The sequence below is a fragment of the Streptomyces sp. NPDC046985 genome (assembly GCF_040644415.1).
Classification (GTDB): Bacteria; Actinomycetota; Actinomycetes; order Streptomycetales; family Streptomycetaceae; genus Streptomyces.
Genome location: NZ_JBEYWK010000005.1, coordinates 1 through 26,345 on the forward strand (window position 1 = coordinate 1; position 26,345 = coordinate 26,345).

Here is a 26,345-nt window from a genome sequence, read left to right on the forward strand (position 1 = left end):
CGCCCGGTCACATTCCGAACCCGGAAGCTAAGCCTCACAGCGCCGATGGTACTGCAGGGGGGACCCTGTGGGAGAGTAGGACACCGCCGAACAATATTTGGAGGACCCCTGGTCCCAGCGTTCACGCTGGGACCAGGGGTCCTTTTGTTTTTCCGGAGCGCGCCGGGTACTCGGCTGCGCGAGAACGAATTTGCGGTACCGAAGACAGGAGTCACCGATGTCCACCAACTCTCCCGATGAGCGCCCGGAGCGCGATCAGCGCCGCCGGGACGGTGGTGACCGCGGTGACCGTGGCGGCTACCGCGGAGGCCCGCGCCGTAGCACCGACCGTGGCGGCTTCGGTCGTCGCGACGACGACCGTGGCGGTTTCCGTCGTGATGACCGGGGTGGTTTCGGTCGTCGTGACGACCGGCCCGAGCGTTCTGACCGGCCCGACCGTGGCGGCTTCCGTCGCGACGACCGCAGGGACGACCGTCGTGACGACCGCCGTGACGACCGCAAGGATGATCGCCGTGACGACCGTCGCGACGACCGGCGTGAGGGCGACCGTGGCGGGTTCGTCCGGCGGGACGACCGCGACCGTGGCGGGTTCCGTCGTGACCACAACCGCCCCGCCTACCGCCGCGATGACCGTCGCGAAGGCGATCGACGCGAGGGCGACCGTCGAGAGGAGCGCCGTGACGACCGCGGCGCCCGCCCCGGCGGCTTCCGCAGGGACGACCGGCGCGACGACCGCCGCGATGACCGTAGGGACGACCGCCGTGACGACCGGCGCGGCTTCCGTCGCGACGACGACCGCGGTGGCTTCGGCCGCCGTGACGATGACCGCGGTGGATTCGGCCGTCGCAATGACGACCGCGGTGGCTTCCGTCGTGACGACCGGCCCGAGCGTTCCGACCGGCCCGACCGTGGCGGCTTCCGTCGCGACGACCGCAGGGACGACCGTCGCGATGATCGCCGTGACGACCGCCGTGACGACCGGCGTGAGGGCGACCGTGGCGGGTTCGTCCGGCGGGACGACCGCGACCGTGGCGGGTTCCGTCGTGACCACGACCGCCCCGCCTACCGCCGCGACGACCGTCGCGAAGGCGATCGACGCGAGGGCGACCGTCGAGAGGAGCGCCGTGACGACCGCGGCGCCCGCCCCGGCGGCTTCCGCAGGGACGACCGGCGCGACGACCGCCGCGATGACCGTAGGGACGACCGCCGTGACGACCGGCGCGGCTTCCGTCGCGACGACGACCGCGGTGGCTTCGGCCGCCGCGATGACGACCGCGGTGGCTACGTCCGTCGCGACGACGACCGCGGTGGCTTCCGGCGTGACGACCGCGGCGGACGTCCGGGCGGTTTCCGTGGGCGTGACGACCGCAGGGACGACCGTCGCGATGACCGGCGTGACGACCGCCGGGGAGGCGGCCGCTTCCGCGACGACCGGGAGCGCGACCGCGACCGCGAGCCGATCAAGCGGCTGCCGATCCCCGAGGACGTCACCGGCGACGAGATCGACAAGGACGTGCGGCAGGAGCTTCAGAGCCTGCCCAAGACGCTCGCCGAGGACGTCGCCAGGAACCTGGTGATGGTCGCGCGGCTCCTCGACGAGGACCCCGAGGGCGCCTACGGCTACTCCCGGGTCGCCCTGCGGCTGGCGTCCCGTGTCGCCGCGGTGCGGGAGGCGGCCGGTTTCGCCGCGTACGCGACCCAGAAGTACAGCGAGGCGCTGGCCGAGTTCCGGGCCGCCCGGCGGATGACCGGGAACGTGGAGCTGTGGCCCGTCATGGCCGACTGCGAGCGCGGGCTCGGGCGGCCGGAGAAGGCGCTGGACATGGCCGGAGCGTCGGAGGTGCACAAGCTCGACAAGGCCGGCCAGGTGGAGATGCGGCTGGTCGCGGCGGGCGCGCGGCGCGACATGGGGCAGTTGGACGCGGCGATCGTGACGTTGCAGAGTCCCGAGCTGGCCGCCAGCTCGGTGCAGCCGTGGACGGCCCGGCTGCGCTACGCCTACGCGGACGCGCTGCTCGCCGCCCACCGGGAGAGCGAGGCGCGGGAGTGGTTCGCCAAGGCCGTGGAGGCCGACCGCGACGGCAGCACCGACGCCTCCGACCGGCTGGCCGAGCTGGACGGCGTCGAGTTCACCGACGCGCTGGACGAGGAGGGTGACGAGGACGCCCCCCAGGGCGCCGCCCAGCACCGCGACGACGACCGCGGCGAAGACCGCAGTGCAGACCACGGCGAAAGCCGTAGTGCAGACCGCGGCGATGACCGAGGTGAACAGCGCGGCGAGGACCGCGACGACGACCGCACTGGAGACCACGGCGAAAGCCGCAGTGCAGGCCACGGCGAAAGCCGTAGTGCAGACTGCGGCGACGACCGCGGAGAACAGCGCGGCGAGGACCGCGACGAGGACCGCAGTGCAGGCCGCGGCGAAAGCCGCAGTGCAGACCGCGGCGACGACCGCGGAGACGACGGCGACGAGCACTGACCCGAGCCGGGTGACGGAGGGCGGCCCCGAGGGGGGTCGCCCTCCGTTCGTGTGCGGCGGATCGCCGGTCCGGCCGTCCGCTCAGAGGTCCAGGGCCCTGAACACCAGTCCCGAGGCCGGCTTCGGCCCGAAGGACGTCGACTTGCGGGGCATCGTGACGCCTTGACGGGCCAGGTCCCGCACGACCTCCTCGCGCACCGGGTGCATCAGGACGGCCGTGCCGCCGTCCTGCTCGGCCTTCGCCACGGTGGCGGCCGCGTCGTGGATGTAGGCGATGCGGGCCGGGTCGTCCTCGGGGATGCGCCAGACGTGTCGCAGCAGCGCGGCGTGCAGGACCGTCGCGTCGAGCGTGCGCCAGGCGTCCGGGCGCCCGGCGGGGACCGTACGGGCCAGCAGGGACGGGTCGGGCCGGTCCAGGAGGTGGAAGGCGCCGTCCCCGGCGAGCAGGAACGCGTTGCCCTCCTCGGCCGCGTCCGCCAGTTGCTCCAGGGCCTTGGTCAGGCACAGTTCCAGGCGCCGCACGCGGAACAGGCCGCCCAGCGGGGACAGCGCGTCGGCCACCGGCAGGCCGTGCAGGAGCCGGTGGATGGCGCGGACGCGCAGCGGATAGCGGGCGGTGTCGACCAGCAGGACGAGTCCGTGGTCCCAGGCGCTGGGGGAGGGGTGCTCGGCGCGCAGCCGCCGGTAGGTGGCCCAGCGGTGGTGGCCGTCGGCGATCAGCGCCTGGTGCTGGGCCAGGTCCGCCCGGACGGCGGCCAGGTCGGCGGGGGCGGTGATGGCCCACAGGCGGTGGCAGAAGCCGTCCTCGGTGGTCGTGGACAGCAGCGGAGGCTGTTCGGCGGTGCGTTCGAGGATCACGGTGGTGGCCGCGTCGGCGCCGTCGCCGCGGTAGGTGAGCAGCAGCGGCTCCAGGTTGGCGCGGGTGGCGCGCATCAGTGCGGCCCGGTCGGCGACGACGAGCGGCATCACGTCCTCGTGCGGCAGCACCACGCCCTCCGCCGGCTCGGACAGCCGCAACGCGCCGATCAGGCCGCGTTGCAGCAGGCCCGCGTCGTCGCGCTGCTCGTAGACGTACAGGCCGGGATCGGGGTCGGCGGTCAGGACGCCCTCGGACAGCCATCGGCGCAGGGTGTCGGCCGCCTGCTCGTTGCGGGCGTCGGGCGTGCCCGCCTGCGGCAGGATCAGCCGGACGATGTTGTGCGGGTCGGCCGACTCGAGGTGGTGCAGGCCGTCCGGGCGCACGACGACGTCGTAGGGCGGCGACGTCACGGCGGCCAGGCTGCCGACGCGGTCGGGGTCGTAGCGAAGGCCCCGGAACGGGGCGAGGTCGAGGCCACGGCGCGTGGCGACCGGCGAGTGACCTGCTGTCTTCATCTCGGCATCGTACGTCGCCGAGGGCATGAGGGATGATCGGGGAAAACCGGTTTCACGAGGAGCGATGCGCGATGAGCCAGGGTGTGCGGACCAGTCCCGAGGGCAGCGGACGGCCCCTGAACGAGGCGTACGACACGGCGCTGCTCGACCTGGACGGTGTGGTGTACACGGGCGGCGAGGCCGTCGCGCACGCCGTCGACTCGCTGAAGACCGCCCGGACGGACGGCATGCATCTGGCGTACGTCACCAACAACGCGCTGCGCACTCCGGAGGAGGTGGCGGCGCACCTCACCGAGCTGGGCGTGCCGGCGCGGCCGTCCGACGTGGTGACGTCGGCGCAGGCGGTGGCCCGGCTGATCGCCGACCGTGTGCCGGCCGGGGCGCGGGTGCTGGTGATCGGCGGCGAGGGGCTGCGGGCGGCGCTGCGCGAGCGCGGGCTGGCCCCGGTGGAGTCGGCCGACGACGACCCGGCCGCGGTGGTGCAGGGCTACGGTGGCCCGGAGCTGCCGTGGGGCCGGTTCGCGGAGGCGTGTTACGCCATCGCCCGGGGGGTGCCGTGGTTCGCGTCCAACACCGATCTGACGATCCCGAGCGCGCGGGGGATCGCGCCGGGCAACGGCGCGGCGGTGGAGGTGGTCCGGATCGCCACGGGCGCCGAGCCGGAGGCGGCGGGCAAGCCGCTGCCGCCGATGCACCGCGAGACGATCCTGCGCACCGGCGCCGAGCGTCCCCTGGTGGTGGGGGACCGGCTGGACACGGACATCGAGGGCGCGTTCAACGGCGAGGTCGACTCGCTGCTCGTGCTGACCGGGGTGACGGACGGCGCGCAGCTCCTGGCCGCGCCGCCGCGGCGCCGGCCCACGTATGTGGACGCCGATCTGCGCGGGCTGCTCACCGGGCAGCCCGAGGTCGCGGCGGAGGGCGACGGGTTCGGCTGCGGCGGGTGGACGGCGCGGGCCGGTTCCGGGGAGCTGGAGCTGACGGGCGACGGCGGGGCCCTGGACGGGCTGCGCGCGCTGTGCGCGGCGGCGTGGACGGCGGGCGGCGAGGAGGCGTGCGCTCTGGACGGCGCCAAGGCACTGGCGCGGCTGGGTCTGTGAGGTCGTTCCGGACACCCGGTCGAGCCGAGAAGAGAGGGTAGGCTAACCTAACTGCGTGTTGGTCGACAGTCCTCCCGAAGAACGCGCGGCGGCGGCCGCGGCGCCCCCGACGCGTCGGGCGGCGCGCTCCGCCGGGCTGCTGCTCTCCGCCGTGATCCTCGTCCTCGTCGCCCTGGCGAGCATCGCCGTCGGCGCCAAGGGTCTCTCCCCGGAGCAGGTCCTGCACGGGCTGTTCCAGGACTCGGGCACCTACGGCGACGCGGTGGTCGGCCAGCGGCTCTCCCGCACGGTGCTCGGCCTGCTGGCCGGGGCCGCGCTCGGCCTGTCCGGGGCCGTGTTGCAGGCGCTGACCCGCAATCCGCTGGCCGATCCGGGCGTCCTCGGCATCAACGCGGGCGCGTCGGCCGCCGTGGTCACCGCGATCACCTACCTCGGCGTGACCAGCCTGAGCGGCTACGTCTGGTTCGCCTTCCTGGGCGCCGCCGCGGTGGGCGCGCTGGTGTGGTTCCTCGGCGGCGCCCGCAGCGCCACGCCGGTGCGCCTGGCCCTGGCCGGAACCGCGATCAGCGCGGCCCTCTACGGCTACCTCCAGGCCGTGATGATCACGGACGGCGCGGCGCTGGGCAGGATGCGCTTCTGGACCGTGGGGTCCCTGGCCTCGGCCACCGACGCGACCATCGCCCAGGTACTGCCGTTCTGCGCGGTCGGCGCCGTCCTCGCCCTGCTGCTCGCCCGCCCGCTGAACGCCGTGGCGATGGGCGACGACACCGCCCGCGCGCTGGGCGCCCGCCTGAACCGCACCCGGGCGCTGGCCATGCTCGCCGCGACCCTGCTGTGCGGGGCGGCCACCGCCGCCTGCGGGCCGATCGTGTTCGTGGGCCTGATGGTCCCGCACGCCGTCCGCTCCTTCACCGGCCCCGACCTGCGCTGGATCCTGCCCTACGCCACGATCCTGTCGCCCGTGCTGCTGCTCGGCGCCGACGTGATCGGGCGGGTGGCCGCCCGGCCCGCCGAGGTCCAGGTCGGCGTCGTCACCGCGCTCATCGGCGGCCCGGTGTTCATCCTGCTCGTACGGCGGCGGAGGTCGGCCCAGCTATGAAGACCGCCCACGCCTCCCGGCCCGGCTCGCCCGCCGGGCCCGCCCGCGCCCCGCGCCCGCCGCGGACCGTGCGCGCCCCGGGCGGCCTCGCCCTCCGGCTCGACGGCCGGGCGCTGGCCGTCGTCGCCCTGCTGACGCTGGTCGCGCTCGCCGCGAGCGTCGCCCTGATCGGCGCCGGCGACTTCCCGGTCTCCGCCTCCGACGTGCTGCGCACGCTGCTCGGGCAGGGCGACCGGGGCCAGGAGTTCGTCGTCCGCGAACTGCGCCTGCCGCGCGCCCTGGTGGGACTGCTCGTCGGGGCCTGCCTCGGACTGGGCGGCGCGCTGTTCCAGTCCGTCTCCCGCAACCCGCTGGGCAGCCCGGACGTGCTCGGCCTGTCCCAGGGCGCGACCGCCGGCGCCCTGACCGTGATCGTGCTGCTCTCCGGCGGCGCCGCCGCCGTCACCCTCGGCGCGCTCGTCGGCGGCCTGGCGACCGGGCTCTGTCTCTACCTCCTCGCCTGGAAGCGAGGCGTGCACGGCTACCGGCTGGTGCTGGTCGGCATCGGCGTCAACGCGGTCGTCACCGCCGTCGACGGCTACCTCGTCACCAAGGCCGACTTCGTGGACGCCGCCCGCGCCGTCGTCTGGATGACCGGCTCGCTCAGCGGCCGGGACTGGACGCAGGTGTGGCCGCTGCTCGCGGTGTGCGCCGTGCTCCTGCCGCTCGTGCTCGGCAACGCGCGCGGCCTGCGGATGCTGGAGATGGGCGACGACACGGCGTACGCCCTCGGGGTGCGCGTGGAGCGCGTACGGCTGCTGACGACGGCCGCCGCCGTGCTGCTCACCGCCGCCGCCACCGCCGCGGCCGGCCCCGTCTCCTTCGTCGCGCTGATCGCCCCGCAGCTCGCCCGGCGGCTGACCCGCTCGCCCGGCCCGAACCTGGCGCCCTCCCTGTGCATGGGCGCCGTGCTGCTGGTCACCGCCGACTGGGCCGCGCAGCGCGCCTTCGGCGCCGACCAGTTGCCGGTCGGCGTGGTCACCGGTGTGCTCGGCGGGGTCTACCTGCTCTGGCTGCTGGTCACCGAGCGCAGGAAGGGCCGGATATGAGCGACCGCCACCCGCACGACCGTCAGAGGAGCACCGTGAACCGCCTGTCCGCCGACGACGTCACCCTCGCCTACGACCAGCGGGTCATCGCCGAACACCTGTCGGTGGAGATCCCCGACCAGTCCTTCACCGTGATCGTCGGCCCCAACGCGTGCGGCAAGTCCACGCTGCTGCGCGCGCTGTCGCGGATGCTGAGGCCCAGCGAGGGCCGGGTGCTGCTGGACGGGCAGGTCATCCAGTCGATCCCGGCCAAGAAGGCGGCCCGCACGCTCGGGCTGCTGCCGCAGACGTCGATCGCGCCGGACGGGATCACCGTCGGCGACCTGGTGAGCCGCGGCCGCTACCCGCACCAGGGCATCCTGCGGCAGTGGTCCGCCGAGGACGAGCGGGTGGTGCGCGCGTCCATGGAGCAGACCGGCGTGGCCGAACTGGCCGACCGGCACGTGGACGAACTCTCCGGCGGTCAGCGCCAGCGCGTGTGGATCGCCATGGCCCTGGCCCAGCAGACGCCGCTGCTGCTGCTCGACGAGCCGACGACGTACCTGGACATCCAGCACCAGATCGACGTCCTCGACCTGTGCGCCGAACTGCACGAGGAGCAGGGGCGCACCCTGGTCGCCGTGCTGCACGACCTCAACCACGCCGCCCGCTACGCCACCCATCTGATCGCCCTGCGCGAGGGCGAGGTCGTCGCCGAGGGCGCGCCGCACGACGTCGTCACCGCCGAGCTGGTGGAGCACGTCTTCGGGCTGCGCTGCCAGGTCATCGAGGACCCGGAGACGGGGACGCCCCTGGTGGTGCCGGCGGCGCGGGCCGCGCGCCGGACCGCCGCGCGGGCGACGGCCGCTGCCGAAGCCCTGGCCGCCACAGAAGCCTAGGCCGCTACAGAAGCTTTCTGAGCTGGAAAAGGTCCACCAGCCCGGCCTCCAGCTTGATCCGTCCCGAGCCCCAGGCCGTGGCGAAGTTCAGCTCGCCGCTGACCAGGGCGATCAGGTCGGGGGCGGTCATCGCGAGCCGGATCCGGGCGCGGTCCGGCGGCGGTCCCGGCACGGTGTCGAGCACCTCGATGCGGCCGCCGGTCAGGCGGCCCACGAAGGTGACGTCGAGATCCGTGAGGTGACACGTCACCGACCGGTCCAGTGCGGCGGCCTTCCGGACGTCGCCGTCGGCGGTCGCCATGCTGTCCGAGAGCTTCTCCAGTGCGCGGCGGCACTCCTCGATCGTGGCCATCGCGGACGACGGTACCCCAGGGCGGCGCGGTAGCGTCGGGGCATGAGCGACTCAGTGCCCGAGACGGAGGTACCGGCGCCCCGTCAGGAGGACGCCGAGGCCGCCGCGGATCCGGCGTACGACCCCGCCGTGGATCCGGCGCACGACCGTGCAGTGGATCCGGCGCACGCCCCCGCCGGGGATCCGGCGCACGCCCCCGCCGCCCCGGCCCCGCTGCACGTCCCCCGCACGCCCACCGGCGAGTCCGCCGTGGACGCGGCCCTGGAGCGGCTCGGCGACGTCGACCGCCTCGCCGCGGACGGGCACGCCGCGGTGTACGAGGATGTGCACCGAGGGCTGCGCGACGCGCTCACCGCGCTGGACGAGCGGCCGGGACCGCCGCCCCCGGCGCCCGCGCCGGCGCGCCCTCACCAGGCGCCGTGACCCCCGTCCCAGGCGCCGCACCACCCGTCGAACCGACCCAGGAGCTGAACCGAACGTGGTAGGAGTCGCACGCCGCCGTCTCGACGCGGAGCTGGTCCGCCGGAAGCTCGCGCGCTCGCGCGAGCACGCCGGCCAGCTCATCGCCGCCGGGCGGGTCACCGTCGGCAGGAACGTCGCGACCAAGTCCGCCACGCAGGTGGAGACCGCCGCCGCCATCGTGGTCGCCGCCGACGACGGCGATCCCGAGTACGTCTCCCGGGGCGGCCACAAGCTGGCCGGCGCGCTGGCGGCGTTCGCTCCGCTGGGGCTGGCCGTCGAGGGGCGCCGCGCCCTGGACGCCGGCGCCTCCACCGGAGGCTTCACCGACGTGCTGCTGCGGGCCGGCGCCGCGCACGTCGTCGCCGTCGACGTCGGCTACGGACAGCTCGCCTGGTCGCTGCGGAGCGATGAACGCGTCACCGTCAAGGACCGTACGAACGTACGTGAGTTGACGCTGGAGTCGATCGACGGGGAACCTGTGGACCTCGTCGTCGGAGACCTGTCCTTCATCCCGCTCGGCCTGGTCCTGCCCGCTCTGGCGGGCTGCGCGCGACCGGACGCCGACCTGGTGATGATGGTCAAACCGCAGTTCGAGGTGGGGAAGGAGCGGCTGGGCAGCGGGGGCGTCGTACGGAGTCCGCAGCTTCGGGCGGAGGCCGTGCGGGGCGTGGCCGGCCGGGCGTGGGAGCTGGGGCTCGGGGTGAAGGGCGTCACCGCCAGTCCGCTGCCGGGGCCGTCCGGGAACGTCGAGTACTTTCTGTGGCTGCGTGCCGGGGCGCCCGCCCTGGACCCGGCCGACGTTGACCGTGCAGTGGCGGAGGGGCCGCGTTGACACAGACCCAAGCTCGTACCGTTTTCCTGCTGGCCCACACCGGCCGGCCGGCCGCCGTCCGCAGCGCCGAGCTGGTCGTCAAGGGGCTGCTGCGCTCCGGGATCGGCGTCCGCGTGCTGGAGGCGGAGGCGTGCGACCTGCCGCTGCCGGGCGAGGTCGAGCTGATCGCCGAGGCCACCGCGGAGTGCCTGGACGGGTGCGAGCTGCTGATCGTGCTGGGCGGCGACGGCACCCTGCTGCGCGGCGCCGAGTTCGCCCGCGCCTCCGGCGTGCCCATGCTCGGCGTGAACCTCGGACGCGTCGGCTTCCTCGCCGAGGCCGAGCGCGACGACCTGGACAAGGTCGTCGACCGGGTGGTGTCCCGGTCCTACGAGGTCGAGGAGCGCATGACCCTCGACGTGGTCGTGCACCGCAACGGCGACATCGTGCACACCGACTGGGCGCTGAACGAGGCGGCCGTGCAGAAGATCTCCGCCGAACGGATGCTCGAAGTCGTGCTGGAGATCGACGGGCGGCCGGTGACCGCGTTCGGCTGCGACGGCATCGTGTGCGCCACGCCCACCGGATCGACCGCGTACGCGTTCTCCGCGGGCGGCCCGGTGGTGTGGCCCGAGGTCGAGGCGCTGCTGATGGTGCCGATCAGCGCGCACGCCCTGTTCGCCAAGCCGCTGGTCACCTCGCCCGACTCGGTGCTCGCGGTGGAGGTGCTGCCGCACGTGCCGCCGGGCGTGCTGTGGTGCGACGGGCGGCGCACGGTGGAGCTGCCGCCGGGCGCCCGCGTGCAGGTGCGGCGCGGCGCCGTGCCGGTGCGGCTGGCCCGGCTGCACCACGCCTCGTTCACCGACCGGCTGGTGGCCAAGTTCGCACTGCCGGTCTCGGGCTGGCGCGGGGCGCCGCACTGACCCGGACGCCGCACTGACCCGGACGCCGTACTGATCCAGGCGCCGCACTGACCCGGCCGCCGCTCGTCCGGCGGGCGGCGGACACGCGTCGTGGAGCGGCGATCCGCACCCCGCGGGCGGCCCGCCGCGGCCGCGGTCGAGTGGGGCGCGTCGCACAGCGCGGGCAAAACCTCGTATGGTCGGGTTCGTGTTGGAGGAGATGCGGATACGGTCGCTCGGAGTGATCGACGACGCGGTCGTCGAGCTGTCACCCGGCTTCACCGCCGTCACGGGTGAGACGGGCGCGGGCAAGACCATGGTCGTCACCAGCCTGGGACTGCTGCTGGGCGGACGCGCGGACCCGGCGCTCGTGCGGATCGGGGCGGGCAAGGCGGTCGTCGAGGGGCGGGTCTCCGTGCCCCCGGGCGCCGCCGCGGTCGTCCGGGCCGAGGAGGCGGGCGCCGACCTGGACGACGGCGCGCTGCTGATCAGCCGCACCGTCTCCGCCGAAGGGCGCTCCCGGGCGCACCTGGGCGGCCGGAGCGTGCCGGTGGGACTGCTCGCCGAACTGGCCGACGACCTGGTGGCCGTGCACGGACAGACCGACCAGCAGGGCCTGATGAAGCCGTCCCGGCAGCGGCAGGCGCTCGACCGGTACGCGGGCGACGCCGTCGCCGTGCCGCTGGCCAAGTACACCGGGGCCTACCGGCGGCTGCGGGCCGTCTCCGCCGAGCTGGAGGAGATCACCGCCCGCGCGCGGGAGCGGGCCCAGGAGGCCGACCTGCTCCGCTACGGCCTGGAAGAGGTCGCCGCCGTCGCGCCGCGGGCGGGCGAGGACGCGGAACTGGCCGAGGAGGCGGAGCGGCTGGGGCACGCCGAGGCCCTGGCCTCGGCCGCGACGGCCGCGCACGCCGCCGTGGCGGGCAACCCCGAGGACCCCGAGAGCATCGACGCGGGCGCCCTGGTCGCGGGCGCCCAGCGGGCCCTGGAGGCCGTGCGCGCCCACGATCCGGCGCTGGCCGCGCTCGCCGACCGGATCGGCGAGGTCGGCATCCTGCTCGCCGACGCGGCCGGGGACCTCGCCGGATACGCCGACGACCTGGACGCCGACCCGCTGCGGCTGGCGGCGGTCGAGGAGCGGCGGGCCGCGCTGACCGCGCTGACCCGCAAGTACGGTGACAGCGTCGACGCGGTGATCGGGTGGGCCGAGCAGGGCGCCGTCCGGCTCACCGAGCTGGAGGGCGACGACGAGCGGATCGGGGAGCTGACCGCCGAGCGGGACGCGCTGCGCGCCGAGCTGGGCGGCCTCGCCGAGGCGCTGACCGACGCGCGGACCGAGGCCGCCGAGCGGTTCGCGGGCGCCGTGACCGCCGAGCTGGCCTCGCTGGCAATGCCGCACGCGCGCGTGTCGTTCGACGTACGGCAGACCGAGGACCCGGACGGCGTGGAGGTCGGCGGCCGCGCGGTCGCCTACGCCGCGTGGGGCGCCGACGAGGTGGAGCTGCTGCTCGCCCCGCACCCCGGGGCGCCCCCGCGGCCCATCGCCAAGGGCGCCTCCGGCGGTGAGCTGTCGCGCGTGATGCTGGCCGTCGAGGTGGTCTTCGCGGGCACCGACCCGGTCCCCACGTACCTGTTCGACGAGGTCGACGCGGGCGTCGGCGGCAAGGCGGCGGTGGAGATCGGCCGAAGGCTGGCGAAGCTCGCGAAGACCGCCCAGGTCGTCGTGGTCACGCACCTGCCGCAAGTGGCGGCGTTCGCCGACCGGCAGCTCCTGGTGGAGAAGACCGACGACGGCTCGGTGACCCGGTCGGGCGTGAAGGTCCTGGAGGGCGAGGAGCGGGTCCGCGAGCTGTCGCGGATGCTGGCCGGTCAGGAGGACTCCGAGACGGCCCGCGCGCACGCCGAGGAACTGCTCGCCACCGCCCGCGCGGACGAGTGACCGTACCGCCGGGCCTGGCGGTACGGTCGCTGATCCGCGCCGCCGGGCCTGGCGGTACGGTCGCTGATCCGCGCCGCCGGGCCTGGCCGGGCCGCAGGACGCTCGTCCGGCCGCCCGCCCGGCCCCGTATTCACTCGTGATTCACTCGTATGAGTGGTGTCGGTGCACCGTTCGGACCCCCTCCGCCGTCCCTGCCGCACCCGCGGACGCCCGGAACACCCGTGCGCCCTGGCATCCTTGGTGCGGGGGCGGCGCGCGGAGCGGGCGCGCGCACTCCGGCTCCCGGCCCGGCGCCCGCCGCACGCACTCCGGTACGTTTTCCGTGATTCCCGACGTGAACCAGGAGCAACGGCCGCGTGAGCCCCGTGACCAGCCGCGTATCGCACGGTCAGTCGCCGCTGCGCACCGTGCAGGTGCTGGGCGGGGGCGACGCCGGCAGCGGCGCGCACGTGCGGTCGCTGACCGCCGGACTGGTCGCGCGGGGCGTGCGGGTCACGGTGTGCGCCCCCGTCGAGGCCGACCGCGCCTACGGGTTCACCGCCGCCGGCGCCGAGCACGTCCCCGTGCCGCGCAGCAGCGACCCGGTCTCCGTGGCCGCGCTGCGCGGGGCCTGCGCCGGCGCCGACCTGGTGCACGCGCACGGGCTGCACGCCTCGTTCCGGGCGGCGCTGGCGCTCAGCGGACGCGGCGCCCCGCTCGTCGCCACCTGGCACACCCACGTCCACGCCGACGGCCCGCGCGCCCACCTGCTGCGCGCACTGGAGCGGCGCGCGGCCAGGGCGGCCACCGTGGTCCTGGGCGCCACCTCCGAACTGGTCGACCGGGCCCGCCTGCGCGGCGCGCGGGACGCCCGGCTCGCCGCCGTCGCCGTGCCGGCGCCGCGCCCGGGACACGAGCCCTCCGACCGTGCGCACACCAAAGTGCGGGCGGACCTGGGGGTCATGGGGCGTCCGCTGCTCGTCGCCGTCGGCGCCCTGGACGCGCGCCGGGGCCACGATCTGCTGCTGGACGCCGCCCGCCGCTGGCGCCCGCTGGACCCCGCGCCGCTGGTCGTGCTCGCCGGGGAGGGGCCGCTGCGCGCCCGGCTCCAGCGGCGGATCGAGGACGAGGGGCTGCCGGTCCGGCTGGTCGGCCGGCGCGACGACGTGGGGGAGCTGCTGGCCGCCGCCGATCTCGCGCTGCTGCCCGGCAGCGCGGAGGCCCGCTCGGTGCTCGCGCAGGAGGCCCTGCACGCGCGGGCGCCGCTGGTCGCCGTGCGCACCGCGGGCATCCGCGAACTCGTCGGTGAGGCGGCCGAACTCGTGCCCCCGTCCGACCCGGCCGCGTTCGCCGCCGCCGTGATCCGGCTGCTCGGCGACCCCGAACGCCGCCGCACGCTGCGGGAGCTGGGCGCCCGCCAGGCCGCTGCCTGGCCCACCGAGGAGGAGACGGTCGCCCAAGTGCTCAGCGTCTACGACGAGCTGACCCAGCCCCGACCGCTCAGCCGGAGTTGAGAGCGGGGCTCAGGAACCACCGAGTCCCTGGGCCACGTGCCGGCGGGCGCGCAGCGCGAGGCTCAACGCCAGCACCGTCTGCGGGTCGTCGAGGTCGGTGCCGAGCAACTCCCCGATGCGGGCCAGGCGGTTGTAGAGCGTCTGCCGGTTCAGATGCAGCTCGCGGGCCGTCTCCGCCTTGCGGCCCGCGTGCGCCAGATACGTCTGCAGGGTGGGCAGCAGCGGCGGCTTGGAGCGCTGGTCGTGAGCGCGCAGCGGGCCGATCGCGCGGTCCACGAAGGCCGCCAGGTCCGGGTGGTCGCGCAGCCGCCACAGCAGCAGGTCGATGTCGAGCCTGCGGGCGTCGTACCAGTCCTGCTCGGGCAGGCCCTGGGCCGCCGTCGCCGTCTCGGCCGCGTGCCGCAGGCCCGCCGAGGCCGCGGCCCAGCCGCCCGCCACCCCGACCACCACCACCGGCGGCTGCCCGCCCGGCCGCCGCATGCCCGCCCGCTCCGCCCCGGCGCGCAGGCCGAGCGCCACCCGGTCCGCGACCGCCGCCCGCTCCGCCTCCGCGCGCAGCCCGACCAGCAGCGGCACCCGGCCTTCGAGCGGACGCACGCCCAGCAGCACCGGCACGCCCACCGCCGCCAGCTCCTCGGCGACCGCGCGGGCCAGCACCGCCCAGCCGCCGGCCCCGCCGTCCGGCGCCAGCGCGTCGCCCAGCCGCATGACCACCGGCAGCAGCGGACTGCGGCCCGGCTTGAACCCGAGGACCCGGGCCTGCGCGGGGGCGTCCTCGGCGCTGACGCGGCCCTCGGCGAGATCGGTGAGGAAGTCACCGCGGCCGCGGGCCGCCAGCTCCTCCTCCTGCCGGGCCTGCATCAGCACCACGGCCAGGATCCCGGCCGCCCGCTCCACGGCCATCCGGTGCACTGGGGCCAGCGGCCCGCGCACCGGCAGCAGCACCAGCCGGGCACGGACCGAGCCCGCCCCCGGTCCGCCGCCGGGCACGTCCACCAGCACCGAGCCCGCCAGGGGCGCGGCGCCCTTGTGCGATCCGCGCAGCCCCTCCCAGACCTGGAGCGGGTCGGCGCCCTCCGGCCCGGCGCCGGCCGCGTACAGCAGGCGGCCCTCCGGGGTCTCCAGGAAGACGGGGTTGCCGCAGAAGTCGGCCAGGATGCCGAGCACCTGCGGCGTCCCGCCGCCGCCGAGCAGCGCTCCGGTGCACCGGCGGTGCACCTCCTCGGCGCGCTGGAGCAGCGCGTAGTGGCCGTTGACGATCTCTGTGTGGATCTCCTCGGTGACCGTCACGAACGGCACCTCGCGGTGGAGCTGGACCAGCGGCAGACCGGCGGCGCGGGCGGTCTCGACCAGGGCGGCGGGCAGCCGCGCGAAGCGGGGGCCCAGCTCCACCACGAGGGCGGCGATGCCGCGCTCGGCGAGGGCGCGCACGAACGCCCGCTGCTCGGCCGGGCGGGCGCCCAGACCGTAGCCGGTGGTCAGCAGGAGTTCGCCGCCCTTGAGCAGGGAGGCGATGTTGGGGACCTCGCCCGCGTGCACCCAGCGGACGGTGCGCGTCAGCCGGTCCGCGCCGGCGAGGACCTCCGGGAGGCCGCTGCGCAGGCCGGGCAGTTCGAGGGCGCGCCGCACGGTGATGCCGGCGCCCTCGGTGTCGGCTCCGCGGTCCATGGACTCCATGAATCCGGACGCTACCTGGGGAAACGGCGCCGGGACAGTGCCGGGCGCCCGGCGCGCGCTCCCCGCGGCCGTGGGTTCCCTTCAGGCCGTCCCGTTCACTCGGTCTCCGCAGGCTGTGTGAGGGACAGGCGGGCGCCCACGTGGTCATCGGCTCGCGCGACGCGGAAGCGTGCGCTCTGCCGCGCGGTGGACGTCGCCGGTGGGAGAAGGGCACGGGATCCGGGATCCCCCAGCGGCTCAGCCTCCGTACGCTCCGCTGGCCGTGAGCCGCAGCGCCGTGTCGATCAGCGGCACGTGGCTGAAGGCCTGCGGGAAGTTGCCCACCTGCCGCTGGAGGCGCGGGTCCCACTCCTCGGCGAGCAGGCCGACGTCGTTGCGCAGCGCGAGGAGCCTTTCGAACAGATTGCGGGCCTCGTCCACCCGGCCGATCATCGCCAGGTCGTCGGCCATCCAGAACGAGCAGGCCAGGAAGGCGCCCTCGTCGCCGGGCAGGCCGTCCACGCCCGCGTGCGAGCCGTCGGTGGGGTAGCGCAGGATGAAGCCGTCCGACGTGGACAGCTCGCGCTGGATCGCCTCGATGGTGCCGATCACCCGCTTGTCGTCCGGCGGCAGGAAGCCCATCTGCGGGATCAGCAGCAGCGAGGCGTCCAGCTCCTGGGAGCCGTAGTACTGGGTGAAGGTGTTGCGCTCCTTGTCGTAGCCCTTCTCGCACACCTGGCGGTGGATCTCCTCGCGCAGGTCCTCCAGTTCCTCCAGCGGGCCCTCGACGTCGCCGGACTGCATGAGCTTGATCGTGCGGTCCACGGCGACCCAGGCCATGACCTTGGAGTGCACGAACTGGCGGCGCGGTCCGCGCACCTCCCAGATGCCCTCGTCCGGCTCCTGCCAGTGCTGCTCCAGGTAGCGCAGCAGCTTGAGCTGGAGCAGCGAGGCGTAGTCGTTGCGGGCCAGGCCGGTCATGTGGGCCAGGTGCAGCGCCTCGATGACCTCGCCGTAGACGTCGAGCTGGAGCTGGTGCGCCGCGCCGTTGCCGACCCGCACCGGGCGGGAGTTCTCGTACCCGGACAGCCAGTCCAGTTCGGCCTCGCCCAGCTCGCGCTCGCCGGCGATGCCGTACATGATCTGGAGGTTGTCCGGGTCGCCGGCGACCGCCCTCAGCAGCCACTCGCGCCAGGCGCGGGCCTCCTCGCGGTAGCCGGTGCGCAGCAGCGAGGACAGGGTGATCGCCGCGTCCCGCAGCCAGGTGTAGCGGTAGTCCCAGTTGCGCACCCCGCCGATGTCCTCGGGCAGGGAGGTGGTGGGCGCCGCGACGATGCCGCCGGTGGGGGCGTAGGTGAGCGCCTTCAGCGTGATCAGGGAGCGGACCACCGCCTCGCGGTAGGGGCCGTGGTAGGTGCAGTGCCCCACCCACTCGCGCCAGAAGTCCTCCGTCGCCTCCAGCGACTGCTCCGGCTCCGGCTCCGGCGGCGGCTCCTTGTGCGAGGGCTGCCAGGAGATGGTGAACGCCACCTTCTCGCCGGGTTCGACCGTGAAGTCCGCGTAGGTGGTCAGGTCCTCGCCGTAGGTCTCCGCGGTGGTGTCCACCCACACGGAGTCCGGGCCGGCCACGGCCACCGTCCGCCCCTCGTGGCGGTGCACCCAGGGCACCACCCGGCCGTAGGAGAAGCGCATGCGCAGGGTCGAGCGCATCGGGACGCGGCCGGAGACGCCCTCCACGATCCGGATGAGCTGGGGAGCGCCGTCGCGCGGGGGCATGAAGTCGGTCACACGGACGGTGCCGTGCGGGGTGTCCCACTCCGACTCCAGGATCAGGGAGTCGCCGCGGTAGCCGCGCCGGGCGGCGCTGGGCGGCTCGGTTCCCTCCTCGTGGGCGGGTCCGACCCGCCAGAAGCCGTTCTCCTCCGTGCCCAGCAGGCCGGCGAAGACGGCGTGCGAGTCGAAGCGCGGCAGGCACAGCCAGTCGGCCGTGCCGTCCCGGCAGACCAGGGCGGCGGTCTGCATGTCTCCGATGAGTGCGTAGTCTTCGATGCGCCCGGCCACGTGCAACTCCAGTCGAACGGCCACGTCACACCCCGCTGAAAGGGGCTGTCGCTAGTGCGGTCAAGGGATCGTTGTAAAGCGTCGTCGATGAAACTACCGCCGGTCGGCCGCGTGGGCAGAACGACGATCTTCACCCGACGGACTGACGAGCTCTCGTTGTTCCGGTCTGCACGGACTGGGGTGGCGCCGTGTCGCAGACCGGGCTCGGCAGTGAGTGTCCGAGCAGGATACGACGCACGCAGATGATCTGCGTGCCGCTCCGGGCAACCCGCGTGTGCCGAACGGGTGAGCCATGGGTGAGGGAACCGCAGCCGGTGCGCGCCCGTGCCCGCCCGTGCGCGGAGCGTGGCCGGAAGCCGCCGCCCCACGGCGCTGATACCCTGGTAGCCCGTGGACCGGTGGGCTCGAAACCCCCGAACCGCAGCGACGGCGCCCCAGCCGGACCATCCGGGTTCCCCGGACCGGACCGCCGTACCGCACGACAGACCGCGACCACGGGAGCCCCCTCTTGGCCATGACGCCCAAATCCACGACGACCAAGCACATCTTCGTCACCGGGGGTGTCGCCTCCTCGCTCGGCAAGGGCCTCACCGCCTCCAGCCTGGGCATGCTGCTCAAGGCGCGGGGCCTGCGGGTCGTGATGCAGAAGCTCGACCCCTACCTGAACGTCGACCCGGGCACGATGAACCCGTTCCAGCACGGTGAGGTGTTCGTCACCAACGACGGCGCCGAGACGGACCTGGACATCGGCCACTACGAGCGCTTCCTCGACCGCGATCTGGACGGCTCGGCCAACGTCACCACCGGCCAGGTCTACTCCACCGTCATCGCCAAGGAGCGGCGCGGCGAGTACCTGGGCGACACGGTGCAGGTCATCCCGCACATCACCAACGAGATCAAGCACCGCATCCGCCGCATGGCCACCGACGAGGTGGACGTCGTGATCACCGAGGTCGGCGGCACGGTCGGCGACATCGAGTCGCTGCCGTTCCTGGAGACCGTCCGCCAGGTGCGCCACGAGGTCGGCCGGGACAACGTGTTCGTGGTCCACATCTCCCTGCTGCCCTACATCGGCCCCTCCGGCGAGCTGAAGACCAAGCCGACCCAGCACTCGGTCGCCGCGCTGCGCAACATCGGCATCCAGCCCGACGCGATCGTGCTGCGCTGCGACCGCGAGGTGCCCACCGCCATCAAGCGCAAGATCTCGCTGATGTGCGACGTGGACGACGCCGCCGTGGTCGCCTGCCCGGACGCCCGCTCGATCTACGACATCCCGAAGGTCGTGCACACCGAGGGCCTGGACGCCTACGTGGTGCGCAAGCTCGACCTGCCCTTCCGCGACGTGGACTGGACCACCTGGGACGACCTGCTCGACCGCGTCCACCAGCCCGACCAGGAGGTCACCCTGGCCCTGGTCGGCAAGTACATCGACCTGCCCGACGCCTACCTGTCGGTCATCGAGGCGCTGCGCGCCGGCGGCTTCGCCAACCGGGCCCGCGTGAAGATCAAGTGGGTCACCTCCGACGACTGCAAGACCCCGGCCGGCGCCGAGGCGCAGCTCGCGGACGTCGACGGCATCTGCATCCCGGGCGGCTTCGGCGACCGCGGCGTGCGCGGCAAGGTCGGCGCGATCCGCTACGCCCGGGAGAACGGGATCCCGCTGCTGGGCCTCTGCCTGGGCCTCCAGTGCATCGTGATCGAGGCCGCGCGCAACCTCGCCGGCGTCTCGGACGCCAACTCCACCGAGTTCGACCCGGCCACCGCCCACCCGGTCATCTCCACCATGGCCGAGCAGATGGACATCGTCGCCGGAGAGGGCGACATGGGCGGCACCATGCGTCTGGGCATGTACCCGGCGAAGCTGGCCGAGGGCTCGATCGTGCGCGAGGTCTACGACGGCAAGGAGTACGTCGAGGAGCGCCACCGCCACCGCTACGAGGTCAACAACGCCTACCGGGCGGAGCTGGAGAAGAAGGCCGGCATCCTCTTCTCCGGCACCTCCCCGGACGGCAAGCTCGTCGAGTACGTCGAGTACCCGCGCGACGTGCACCCCTACCTGGTCGCCACCCAGGCCCATCCCGAGCTGCGCTCGCGCCCGACCCGGCCGCACCCGCTGTTCGCCGGGCTGGTGAAGGCCGCGGTCGCGCGGAAGATCGCGGAGTAGGAAGCGAGTTGTACGGTGGCCGGGGCGCCCCCTCCCGCGCGGGAGCGGGCGCCCCGGGCTCATCCGCGCACGGGGAAGGACAGGGCATGACCATCGAGGACACCCGCGAGGAGTGGGAGATCCGGGCGACCGCGACCCCGTTCACGGGCAAGAAGACCTCCGTCCGCACGGACGACGTGGTCATGCCCGACGGGTCGGTGGCCCGCCGCGACTACCAGGTGCACCCCGGCTCGGTCGCCGTCCTCGCGCTGGACGAGGAGGACCGGGTCCTGCTCGTCAACCAGTACCGCCACCCGGTCCGGCACAAGCTGTGGGAGATCCCGGCCGGCCTGCTCGACGTGCCCGGCGAGAACCCGCTGCACGCCGCCCGGCGGGAGCTGTACGAGGAGGCGCACGTCAAGGCCGAGGACTGGCGGGTGCTGATCGACGTCTACACCACCCCCGGCGGCTGCGACGAGGCCGTCCGCGTCTTCCTCGCCCGCGGCCTGTCCGACGCCGAGGGGGAGCGCTTCGCGGCAGAGGACGAGGAGAGCGACATGCAGCACGCCCGGGTGCCGGTCGACGAGCTGGTGCGCGGGGTGCTCGCGGGCGACCTGCACAACAACTGCCTCGCGGTCGGCGTCCTGGCGCTGACGGCGGCCCGGCGGGGCGACGGCCTGGACGCCCTCCGCCCAGCCGAGGCGCCCTGGCCGGCCCGGCCCTTCCCGGCCTAGTGCGGCGCTCCGGAAGGCGTGCCGGCACGCCTCCCGGACCACCCGCACCAGGCCGGGTCCGACTCGTCCGCAGGCCGGTGTGACCATCGCTTGATCCGATCGGGCGAAGCGTCCGCCCTGCCCCGCCGCGCTCCTCACGGATCGTCGCAGAGCGTGAACTAGGCTCGGGAAGACGCCCGTTCCGGAGTCCCGGCGGGCTTGCGCGTGCGGTGGGACGGGAGCGTGGCCCGTGACGGATCAGGCGGTGGACGCGGCGACCCTCATCGTGGGCCGCTCGCGGGAGTTGAAGGAGCTGCGGGCCGACATCGAGCGCGCCGGGCTCGACACCCTCTCCGGCCGCAAGGCGCCGCGCGCCCGCGTGCTGCTCATCGCGGGACGGCCCGGCTCCGGCCGCAGCGCGCTCGCCGAGGAACTGGTCCGGCAGGTCGCGGACCGCTACCCCGACGGCGTGCTGCGGGCCCGGCTCACCGAACCCGACGGCGCCCCCGTGCCGGTCGGCCGCGCGGCCCGCGACCTGCTCACCGCGCTCAGCCTGCCCACCCCGCCCGGCGCCGCCGACAACGAGCTGACCGCCGCCCTGCGCGGCGCCCTCGCCGAGCGCCGCTCGCTGCTGCTGCTCGACGACGCGGCCGACGCCGCCCAGGTCGACGCCCTGCTGCCGGACAACGCCGACAGCCTGCTCGTGGCGGTCGCCCGGGGCCCGCTCACCGGCATCCCCGACGTCCGCCCCTGCACCCTGGGCGGGCTGCACACCAAGTCCGGGGTGGAGATGCTGGCCCAGCGCATCGACCCGGTGCGCATCACCGTCGACCCGCGCTCCGCCGAGAGCCTGGTCGAGGTCTGCGAGGGCCATCCCGCCGCCCTCGCCCTGGCCGGAGGCTGGCTCGCCGCCCACCCCACGGCGGCCGTCTCCGACCTCGCCAAGCGGCTGCACGCCGACCTGGACGAGGACAGCGCGCTCGGCCGCGTGCTGCGGCTCGTCCACGACGGCCTGCCGGGCGCCGCGGCCCGGATGCTGCGCCTGCTCTCCCTCGCCCCGGCCGGGGACGTGGACGCGCACACCGCCTCCGCGCTGGCCGGCTGCTCGGTGGACGCCGCCCGCACGCTGCTCGACGACTTCGCCGCCCTCGGCCTGCTGCGCCCCGTCCCCGGACCGGCGCCGCGTCACCTGGTCCCCGGCTGCCTGCACCCGATGCTCAAGCGGCTCGCGGAACGCCGGGACCGCCCCGCCGAACTCCAGCTCGCCCGAGCCCGGATGCTGGAGCGGACCGTGCGGCTGCTCCACGCCTGCCGCGCGGCCGCCGAGGCCGACGGCCCCGAGACCGGAGAACGGCCGGGCGGCGGCCCGCCCCCCGCGCTGCGCTTCGCCGACGCCCAGGCCGGCGCGGACTGGCTGCGCGCCCGCCGGCCCGCCCTGCTCGCCTCCGCACGCCTCGCGGTCGCGGACGGCGAGCTGGACACCCTGGCCCGCCGCCTGATGTCCCAGCTCGTCCGCGCCATGGTCGCCCACCTCGGCACCCAGGCCGCCGCCGGGGATCTGTACGGGGTCCACCGGCTGGTCCTGGACGTGGCCGAGCGGCGGAACCTGCCCCGCGAGCAGGCCGCCGCCCTGCTGAACCTCGCCGACCTCGACGCCCGCACCGGCCGCTCCGTCCAGGCGCTGACCCGCTACCGGGCCGCGCTGGACGCCGGACGCGCGGCGAACGACCCCTACGCCACCGGCCGCGCGATGGAGTCCGTGGGCGGCGCCCACCAGGAGCTGGGCGACTACGAGCGGGCGGCCGACTGGTACGGCCGCGCCCTCGTCGAGCGGCAGGCGCGCGGCGAACACGGCGACGCCGCCCGGCTGTACGGCCGGATCGCCACCGCGCACACCTACGCCGGGCGCTACGGCGAGGCGCTGCGCAACTGGCGGGCCGCCGTCGCCGCGCACCGCAGGACGGACGACGTCGCCGCCCACGCGCGGGCGCTGAGCGAACTGGCGCGCGTCCAGGAGTACGCGGGACGTCCCGAGGAGTGCCTGCGCACCTGCCAGGAGGCCGTCGAGTGGGCCCGGCGGGCCGAGGACGAGCGGCTTCAGGCCGCCCTGCAACTGCGGCTCGCCGACACCCTGGACCGGCTGGGCGATCCGGCGGCCGCCGGGCTGCACCGGAGCGCGGCCGAGCGCATGCTCGCGGACGGGGACCGTCCGGCCGAGGCGGCTCCGCCGGGCGGGGACGGCCCGGCCGGGACCGCTGCGTCGGGCGGGGAGGGTTCGACCGACGCCGCTCCGGTCGGCGGCGCGACGGTGACCTCGGACGACACATCACGGGAACACGGCTCTGACGCCTGCGAAACCCGCAGCACATCTCGTGAAGATTGATGCAATGAAAGGCTAGACACCGAGAACGCCTTCCTTAGACTGGCTTTACCGCTCGTTCTCCCGCGGTGTCTCCTGGTATGCCCCGGCGTGCCGGGGTACGTCTTCATTGCCCCACCATCCCTGAGTCAAGGACCGTGATCGACGTGAAGGTCGGCATCCCCCGCGAGGTCAAGAACAACGAGTTCCGGGTGGCCATCACCCCCGCCGGCGTGCACGAGCTGGTGCGCTTCGGTCACCAGGTCGTCGTGGAGCGGAACGCCGGCGTCGGCTCCTCGATCCCCGACGAGGAGTACGTGACGGCCGGCGCCGAGATCCTGGACACCGCCGACGAGGTCTGGGCCGTCGCCGACCTGCTGCTCAAGGTCAAGGAGCCGGTCGCCGAGGAGTACCACCGCCTGCGCAAGGACCAGATCCTCTTCACCTACCTGCACCTGGCCGCGTCCAAGGAGTGCACGAACGCCCTGCTGGAGTCCGGCGCCACGGCGATCGCGTACGAGACGGTCGAGCTGCCCGGCCGCGCGCTGCCGCTGCTCGCCCCGATGTCCGAGGTGGCCGGCCGGCTGGCCCCGCAGGTCGGCGCCTACCAGCTCATGGCCGCCAACGGCGGCCGCGGCGTGCTGCCCGGCGGCGTCCCGGGCGTGCCGGCCGGCAAGGCCGTCGTCATCGGCGGCGGCGTCTCCGGCTGGAACGCCGCGCAGATCGCCATCGGCCTGGGCTTCCACGTCACTCTGCTCGACAAGGACATCAACAAACTCAAGGAAGCCGACAAGATCTTCGGGACGAAGATCCAGACCGTCGTCTCCAACGCCTTCGAGCTGGAGAAGGCGTGCCTGGACGCCGACCTCGTCGTCGGCGCCGTCCTCATCCCCGGCGCCAAGGCGCCCAAGCTGGTCACCAACGAGCTGGTGTCCCGGATGAAGGCGGGAAGTGTTCTTGTCGACATCGCGATCGACCAGGGCGGCTGCTTCGAGGACTCCCGCCCGACCACGCACGCCGAGCCGACCTTCCGGGTGCACGACTCGGTCTTCTACTGCGTCGCCAACATGCCCGGCGCGGTGCCCAACACCTCCACCTACGCGCTGACCAACGCGACGCTGCCGTACATCGTCTCGCTGGCCAACAACGGCTGGGTCGAGGCGCTGCGCCGCGACGCCGCTCTCGCCAAGGGCCTCAACACCCATGACGGCAAGGTCGTTTACCGGGAGGTAGCCGAGGCCCACGGCCTGGAGCACCTCGACCTGGAGACCCTGCTCGGCTGAGCCTTCCGCCGCGCGACCTGCCAAGTCTCCGTGAGGGACAAGGCGATACGTCAACATGTGCCGTCAACGCGGCGCATTCGGCCGGACCTTGTCCACAAGGTCCGGCCGGATGTGTGTATGGTCACTTCGCCGCACTCGGTCAACTCGCCTCGAACGCAACCATTCGACCGATTCACGCACCGGTGAAACCTGTTGTGCGACGGTCGTACGCCCTTGACAGAGGGGCGGTTCATTGCCGACACATCCGGTCGGGTACGGCGGATTGTGTTGCTGCGGACCGCCGACACGCCATAGAGTCGCCAATCGTCGGCATGGCGCCACGCTGACCTGTCTAGAAGGTTCCTGGTCACCAAGGAGGTAAGACGACTTGTGAATGAGTCGACATTTACTCCCGGGGGTGGTCAACCAGGAACGCCTGCGCGGGGTCAGAGCCCCACGGGGCGCGAGGCTGTCGGCTCCGTCGCTGTGCGCACCTTCGCAGCCCACCAGGGTCACCAGAACGCAGCCCACCAGGGTCACCGGAATCCCGGGGTGACCCCGCCAGTACACCAGAGCATGGATGGCCATCACGTGAACGCCATGACCGGCGACGGAAGTGGCGCGCCCCGCAACCACTTCGCCGACTACGACGAACTGCCCGAGGGGCACTTCTACGACCCCGACGCCGAGTACGAGCCCGATCCGGAGTACGCGGCCACGCTCGCGCCCGACGCGGCCCGCCAGCGCCGTGAGCGCATCGGCCCGACCGGGCGCCCGCTGCCGTACTTCCCGATCCCGGGACCGCTGACCGACCACGGCCCCGCGAAGATCATCGCGATGTGCAACCAGAAGGGCGGCGTCGGCAAGACGACGTCGACCATCAACCTGGGCGCCGCGCTCGCGGAGTACGGGCGGCGGGTGCTGCTCGTGGACTTCGACCCGCAGGGCGCCCTGTCCGTGGGCCTCGGCGTCAACCCCATGGAGCTGGACCTCACCGTCTACAACCTGCTCATGGAGCGGGGCATGTCCGCGGACGAGGTCCTGCTGAAGACCGCGGTCCCCAACATGGACCTGCTGCCCAGCAACATCGACCTGTCGGCCGCCGAGGTCCAGCTCGTGAGCGAGGTCGCGCGCGAGTCGACGCTCCAGCGCGCCCTGAAGCCGCTGATGGACGACTACGACTACGTCGTCATCGACTGCCAGCCCTCGCTCGGCCTGCTCACCGTGAACGCGCTCACCGCCGCCCACAAGGTGATCGTGCCGCTGGAGTGCGAGTTCTTCGCGCTGCGCGGCGTCGCGCTGCTGACCGAGACCATCGAGAAGGTCCAGGAGCGCCTCAACCCGGATCTGGAGCTGGACGGCATCCTCGCCACGATGTACGACTCGCGCACCGTGCACAGCCGCGAGGTGCTCGCCCGCGTCGTCGAGGCGTTCGACGACCACGTGTACCACACGGTCATCGGGCGCACGGTCCGCTTCCCGGAGACCACCGTCGCCGGCGAGCCGATCACCACCTACGCCTCCAACTCCGTCGGCGCCGCCGCCTACCGCCAGCTCGCCAGGGAGGTGCTCGCCCGGTGTCACGCCGAGTGAGTCTGCCGGGGGCCGACGAACTGTTCCGTACCACAGGGGGGACGGCGCTCCAGGCGTCCACTCCCCGCCGCCAGACGGGCGGCGAAGCCCGGGTGCCGCCTCCCGCGGGCGAGGGCGACGCGCTGGCGTCCGGGCCGGAGGACGCCCCGCAGTCGGTGCCCGCGCGGGGCGGCGACGGCGAGGGCGCCGAGCACGTGGCCGCCGACGCCGCGCCGGCCGAGGCGGGCGAGTCCCGCAGCCGGGGCACGGCGAACGCGGCGGCCGACGGCGCCGGGCGCCGCCAGGCGCCGCCGGAGGCCACCGCCCCGGGCGGCGCGCAGCAGCGCAAGCGGAACCGTGCCCCGGCACGACGGCCCAGCGGCCGGGAGCGGCACGACGAGAAGATCACGGTCTACGTCTCCGCCGAGGAGCTGATGGACCTGGAGCACGCCCGCCTGGTGCTGCGCGGCGAGCACGGGCTTGCCGTCGACCGGGGCCGGATCGTCCGCGAGGCGGTCGCCGTCGTCCTCGCCGACCTGGAGTCGCGCGGGGACGCCAGCATCCTCGTGCGCCGGCTGCGCGGGCGGTAGCGGTAGCCTGCG

21 protein-coding genes, 1 rRNA gene and 1 pseudogene are annotated in these 26,345 nt (G+C 74.3%); 18 read left to right on the forward strand and 5 right to left on the reverse strand.

Annotation, left to right across the window (positions count from 1 at the left end):
- Positions 1–92: ribosomal RNA gene (gene rrf / locus ABZ861_RS07720) — 5S ribosomal RNA — on the forward strand; the annotation flags it as partial.
- A 119-nt stretch (positions 93–211) separates the two neighbouring features.
- On the opposite strand, the gene ABZ861_RS07725 is transcribed toward rrf, so the two are convergent.
- Entirely contained in the window at positions 212–1,051 is an 840-nt protein-coding gene (locus ABZ861_RS07725; protein ID WP_361625366.1) for a hypothetical protein, read from the reverse strand.
- Here ABZ861_RS07725 and ABZ861_RS07730 point away from each other — a divergent pair.
- Positions 1,044–1,577, forward strand: coding sequence for a hypothetical protein (locus ABZ861_RS07730; RefSeq protein ID WP_361625368.1), 534 nt, complete (start codon positions 1,044–1,046; stop codon positions 1,575–1,577). The two genes, ABZ861_RS07725 and ABZ861_RS07730, sit on opposite strands and share 8 nt — an antisense overlap.
- A pseudogene (locus tag ABZ861_RS07735) lies at positions 1,514–2,167 on the forward strand (hypothetical protein); the annotation flags it as partial. The gene ABZ861_RS07730 and the pseudogene ABZ861_RS07735, both read left to right, overlap by 64 nt.
- A gap of 393 nt (positions 2,168–2,560) precedes the next feature.
- Here the strand turns inward: ABZ861_RS07735 and ABZ861_RS07740 are convergent.
- A complete protein-coding gene (locus ABZ861_RS07740) occupies positions 2,561–3,853 on the reverse strand; it encodes a DUF1015 domain-containing protein (RefSeq protein WP_361625371.1) in 1,293 nt (430 codons plus the stop codon).
- A 71-nt stretch (positions 3,854–3,924) separates the two neighbouring features.
- Between ABZ861_RS07740 and ABZ861_RS07745 the strand changes: the two genes are divergently transcribed.
- The 4 genes from ABZ861_RS07745 to ABZ861_RS07760 are packed head-to-tail and all read left to right on the forward strand — an operon-like array spanning position 3,925 to position 8,018.
- Positions 3,925–4,953, forward strand: coding sequence for an HAD-IIA family hydrolase (locus ABZ861_RS07745; protein WP_361625374.1), 1,029 nt, complete (start codon positions 3,925–3,927; stop codon positions 4,951–4,953).
- 55 nt (positions 4,954–5,008) lie between these two features.
- Positions 5,009–6,052, forward strand: coding sequence for an iron chelate uptake ABC transporter family permease subunit (locus tag ABZ861_RS07750; RefSeq protein ID WP_361625376.1), 1,044 nt, complete (start codon positions 5,009–5,011; stop codon positions 6,050–6,052).
- The gene (locus ABZ861_RS07755) at positions 6,049–7,140 is read left to right on the forward strand and encodes an iron chelate uptake ABC transporter family permease subunit (protein WP_361625379.1); all 1,092 of its coding nucleotides are present in this window, start codon (positions 6,049–6,051) and stop codon (positions 7,138–7,140) included. Before ABZ861_RS07750 ends, ABZ861_RS07755 begins: the two co-directional genes overlap by 4 nt.
- On the forward strand, positions 7,137–8,018 hold the full coding sequence (locus tag ABZ861_RS07760; protein ID WP_361625382.1) for an ABC transporter ATP-binding protein: 882 nt from the start codon (positions 7,137–7,139) through the stop codon (positions 8,016–8,018). Before ABZ861_RS07755 ends, ABZ861_RS07760 begins: the two co-directional genes overlap by 4 nt.
- A gap of 4 nt (positions 8,019–8,022) precedes the next feature.
- Here the strand turns inward: ABZ861_RS07760 and ABZ861_RS07765 are convergent, their stop codons facing one another.
- On the reverse strand, positions 8,023–8,370 hold the full coding sequence (locus ABZ861_RS07765) for an SCP2 sterol-binding domain-containing protein (RefSeq protein WP_361625385.1): 348 nt from the start codon (positions 8,368–8,370) through the stop codon (positions 8,023–8,025).
- Positions 8,371–8,412: 42 nt separating this feature from the next.
- Here ABZ861_RS07765 and ABZ861_RS07770 point away from each other — a divergent pair, with 42 nt between their 5' ends.
- The 5 genes from ABZ861_RS07770 (at position 8,413) to ABZ861_RS07790 (ending at position 13,977) form a co-directional block, all read left to right on the forward strand.
- Positions 8,413–8,793, forward strand: coding sequence for a hypothetical protein (locus ABZ861_RS07770; RefSeq protein WP_361625388.1), 381 nt, complete (start codon positions 8,413–8,415; stop codon positions 8,791–8,793).
- Between the two features lie 55 nt (positions 8,794–8,848).
- Complete coding sequence (locus tag ABZ861_RS07775) at positions 8,849–9,664, forward strand: TlyA family RNA methyltransferase (RefSeq protein WP_361625391.1); 816 nt, start codon at positions 8,849–8,851, stop codon at positions 9,662–9,664.
- A complete protein-coding gene (locus ABZ861_RS07780; protein WP_361625394.1) occupies positions 9,661–10,566 on the forward strand; it encodes an NAD kinase in 906 nt (301 codons plus the stop codon). Before ABZ861_RS07775 ends, ABZ861_RS07780 begins: the two co-directional genes overlap by 4 nt.
- A gap of 175 nt (positions 10,567–10,741) precedes the next feature.
- The gene (recN, locus tag ABZ861_RS07785) at positions 10,742–12,484 is read left to right on the forward strand and encodes a DNA repair protein RecN (RefSeq protein ID WP_361625397.1); all 1,743 of its coding nucleotides are present in this window, start codon (positions 10,742–10,744) and stop codon (positions 12,482–12,484) included.
- A gap of 356 nt (positions 12,485–12,840) precedes the next feature.
- Complete coding sequence (locus ABZ861_RS07790; RefSeq protein ID WP_361625400.1) at positions 12,841–13,977, forward strand: glycosyltransferase family 4 protein; 1,137 nt, start codon at positions 12,841–12,843, stop codon at positions 13,975–13,977.
- A 9-nt stretch (positions 13,978–13,986) separates the two neighbouring features.
- Here the strand turns inward: ABZ861_RS07790 and ABZ861_RS07795 are convergent, their stop codons facing one another.
- Together ABZ861_RS07795 and ABZ861_RS07800 are read right to left on the reverse strand one after the other, a co-directional pair.
- Positions 13,987–15,654, reverse strand: a complete 1,668-nt coding sequence (locus ABZ861_RS07795) for a PucR family transcriptional regulator (protein WP_361625403.1) — start codon at positions 15,652–15,654, stop codon at positions 13,987–13,989.
- A 237-nt stretch (positions 15,655–15,891) separates the two neighbouring features.
- The gene (locus ABZ861_RS07800) at positions 15,892–17,694 is read right to left on the reverse strand and encodes a glycoside hydrolase family 15 protein (protein WP_361626196.1); all 1,803 of its coding nucleotides are present in this window, start codon (positions 17,692–17,694) and stop codon (positions 15,892–15,894) included.
- Between the two features lie 514 nt (positions 17,695–18,208).
- Here ABZ861_RS07800 and ABZ861_RS07805 point away from each other — a divergent pair.
- The 6 genes from ABZ861_RS07805 (at position 18,209) to ABZ861_RS07830 (ending at position 26,333) form a co-directional block, all read left to right on the forward strand.
- Positions 18,209–19,858 carry a CTP synthase gene (locus tag ABZ861_RS07805; protein ID WP_361625406.1) on the forward strand — a complete coding sequence of 550 codons (1,650 nt, stop codon included), beginning with the start codon at positions 18,209–18,211 and terminating at the stop codon, positions 19,856–19,858.
- 86 nt (positions 19,859–19,944) lie between these two features.
- Positions 19,945–20,571: an NUDIX hydrolase gene (locus ABZ861_RS07810; RefSeq protein ID WP_361625409.1), complete on the forward strand. Its 627-nt coding sequence runs from the start codon at positions 19,945–19,947 to the stop codon at positions 20,569–20,571.
- Between the two features lie 229 nt (positions 20,572–20,800).
- Positions 20,801–22,933 carry a tetratricopeptide repeat protein gene (locus ABZ861_RS07815; RefSeq protein ID WP_361625412.1) on the forward strand — a complete coding sequence of 711 codons (2,133 nt, stop codon included), beginning with the start codon at positions 20,801–20,803 and terminating at the stop codon, positions 22,931–22,933.
- A gap of 134 nt (positions 22,934–23,067) precedes the next feature.
- On the forward strand, positions 23,068–24,192 hold the full coding sequence (ald, locus tag ABZ861_RS07820; RefSeq protein ID WP_361625415.1) for an alanine dehydrogenase: 1,125 nt from the start codon (positions 23,068–23,070) through the stop codon (positions 24,190–24,192).
- A gap of 369 nt (positions 24,193–24,561) precedes the next feature.
- The gene (locus tag ABZ861_RS07825; RefSeq protein WP_361625418.1) at positions 24,562–25,764 is read left to right on the forward strand and encodes a ParA family protein; all 1,203 of its coding nucleotides are present in this window, start codon (positions 24,562–24,564) and stop codon (positions 25,762–25,764) included.
- Complete coding sequence (locus ABZ861_RS07830) at positions 25,749–26,333, forward strand: hypothetical protein (protein WP_361625421.1); 585 nt, start codon at positions 25,749–25,751, stop codon at positions 26,331–26,333. Before ABZ861_RS07825 ends, ABZ861_RS07830 begins: the two co-directional genes overlap by 16 nt.
- The last annotated feature ends 12 nt before the right edge of the window (positions 26,334–26,345 follow it).

What these genes read in the sequence shown, in the direction of transcription:
- ABZ861_RS07740 (WP_361625371.1), bottom strand. Translation starts at nt 3,853, where the DNA reads ATGAAGACAGCAGGTCACTCGCCGGTCGCCACGCGCCGTGGCCTCGAC.
- ABZ861_RS07745 (WP_361625374.1), top strand. Translation starts at nt 3,925, where the DNA reads ATGAGCCAGGGTGTGCGGACCAGTCCCGAGGGCAGCGGACGGCCCCTG.
- ABZ861_RS07755 (WP_361625379.1), top strand. Translation starts at nt 6,049, where the DNA reads ATGAAGACCGCCCACGCCTCCCGGCCCGGCTCGCCCGCCGGGCCCGCC.
- ABZ861_RS07760 (WP_361625382.1), top strand. Translation starts at nt 7,137, where the DNA reads ATGAGCGACCGCCACCCGCACGACCGTCAGAGGAGCACCGTGAACCGC.
- ABZ861_RS07765 (WP_361625385.1), bottom strand. Translation starts at nt 8,370, where the DNA reads ATGGCCACGATCGAGGAGTGCCGCCGCGCACTGGAGAAGCTCTCGGAC.
- ABZ861_RS07770 (WP_361625388.1), top strand. Translation starts at nt 8,413, where the DNA reads ATGAGCGACTCAGTGCCCGAGACGGAGGTACCGGCGCCCCGTCAGGAG.
- recN (WP_361625397.1), top strand. Translation starts at nt 10,742, where the DNA reads ATGGTCGGGTTCGTGTTGGAGGAGATGCGGATACGGTCGCTCGGAGTG.
- ABZ861_RS07795 (WP_361625403.1), bottom strand. Translation starts at nt 15,654, where the DNA reads ATGGAGTCCATGGACCGCGGAGCCGACACCGAGGGCGCCGGCATCACC.
- ABZ861_RS07805 (WP_361625406.1), top strand. Translation starts at nt 18,209, where the DNA reads ATGACGCCCAAATCCACGACGACCAAGCACATCTTCGTCACCGGGGGT.
- ABZ861_RS07810 (WP_361625409.1), top strand. Translation starts at nt 19,945, where the DNA reads ATGACCATCGAGGACACCCGCGAGGAGTGGGAGATCCGGGCGACCGCG.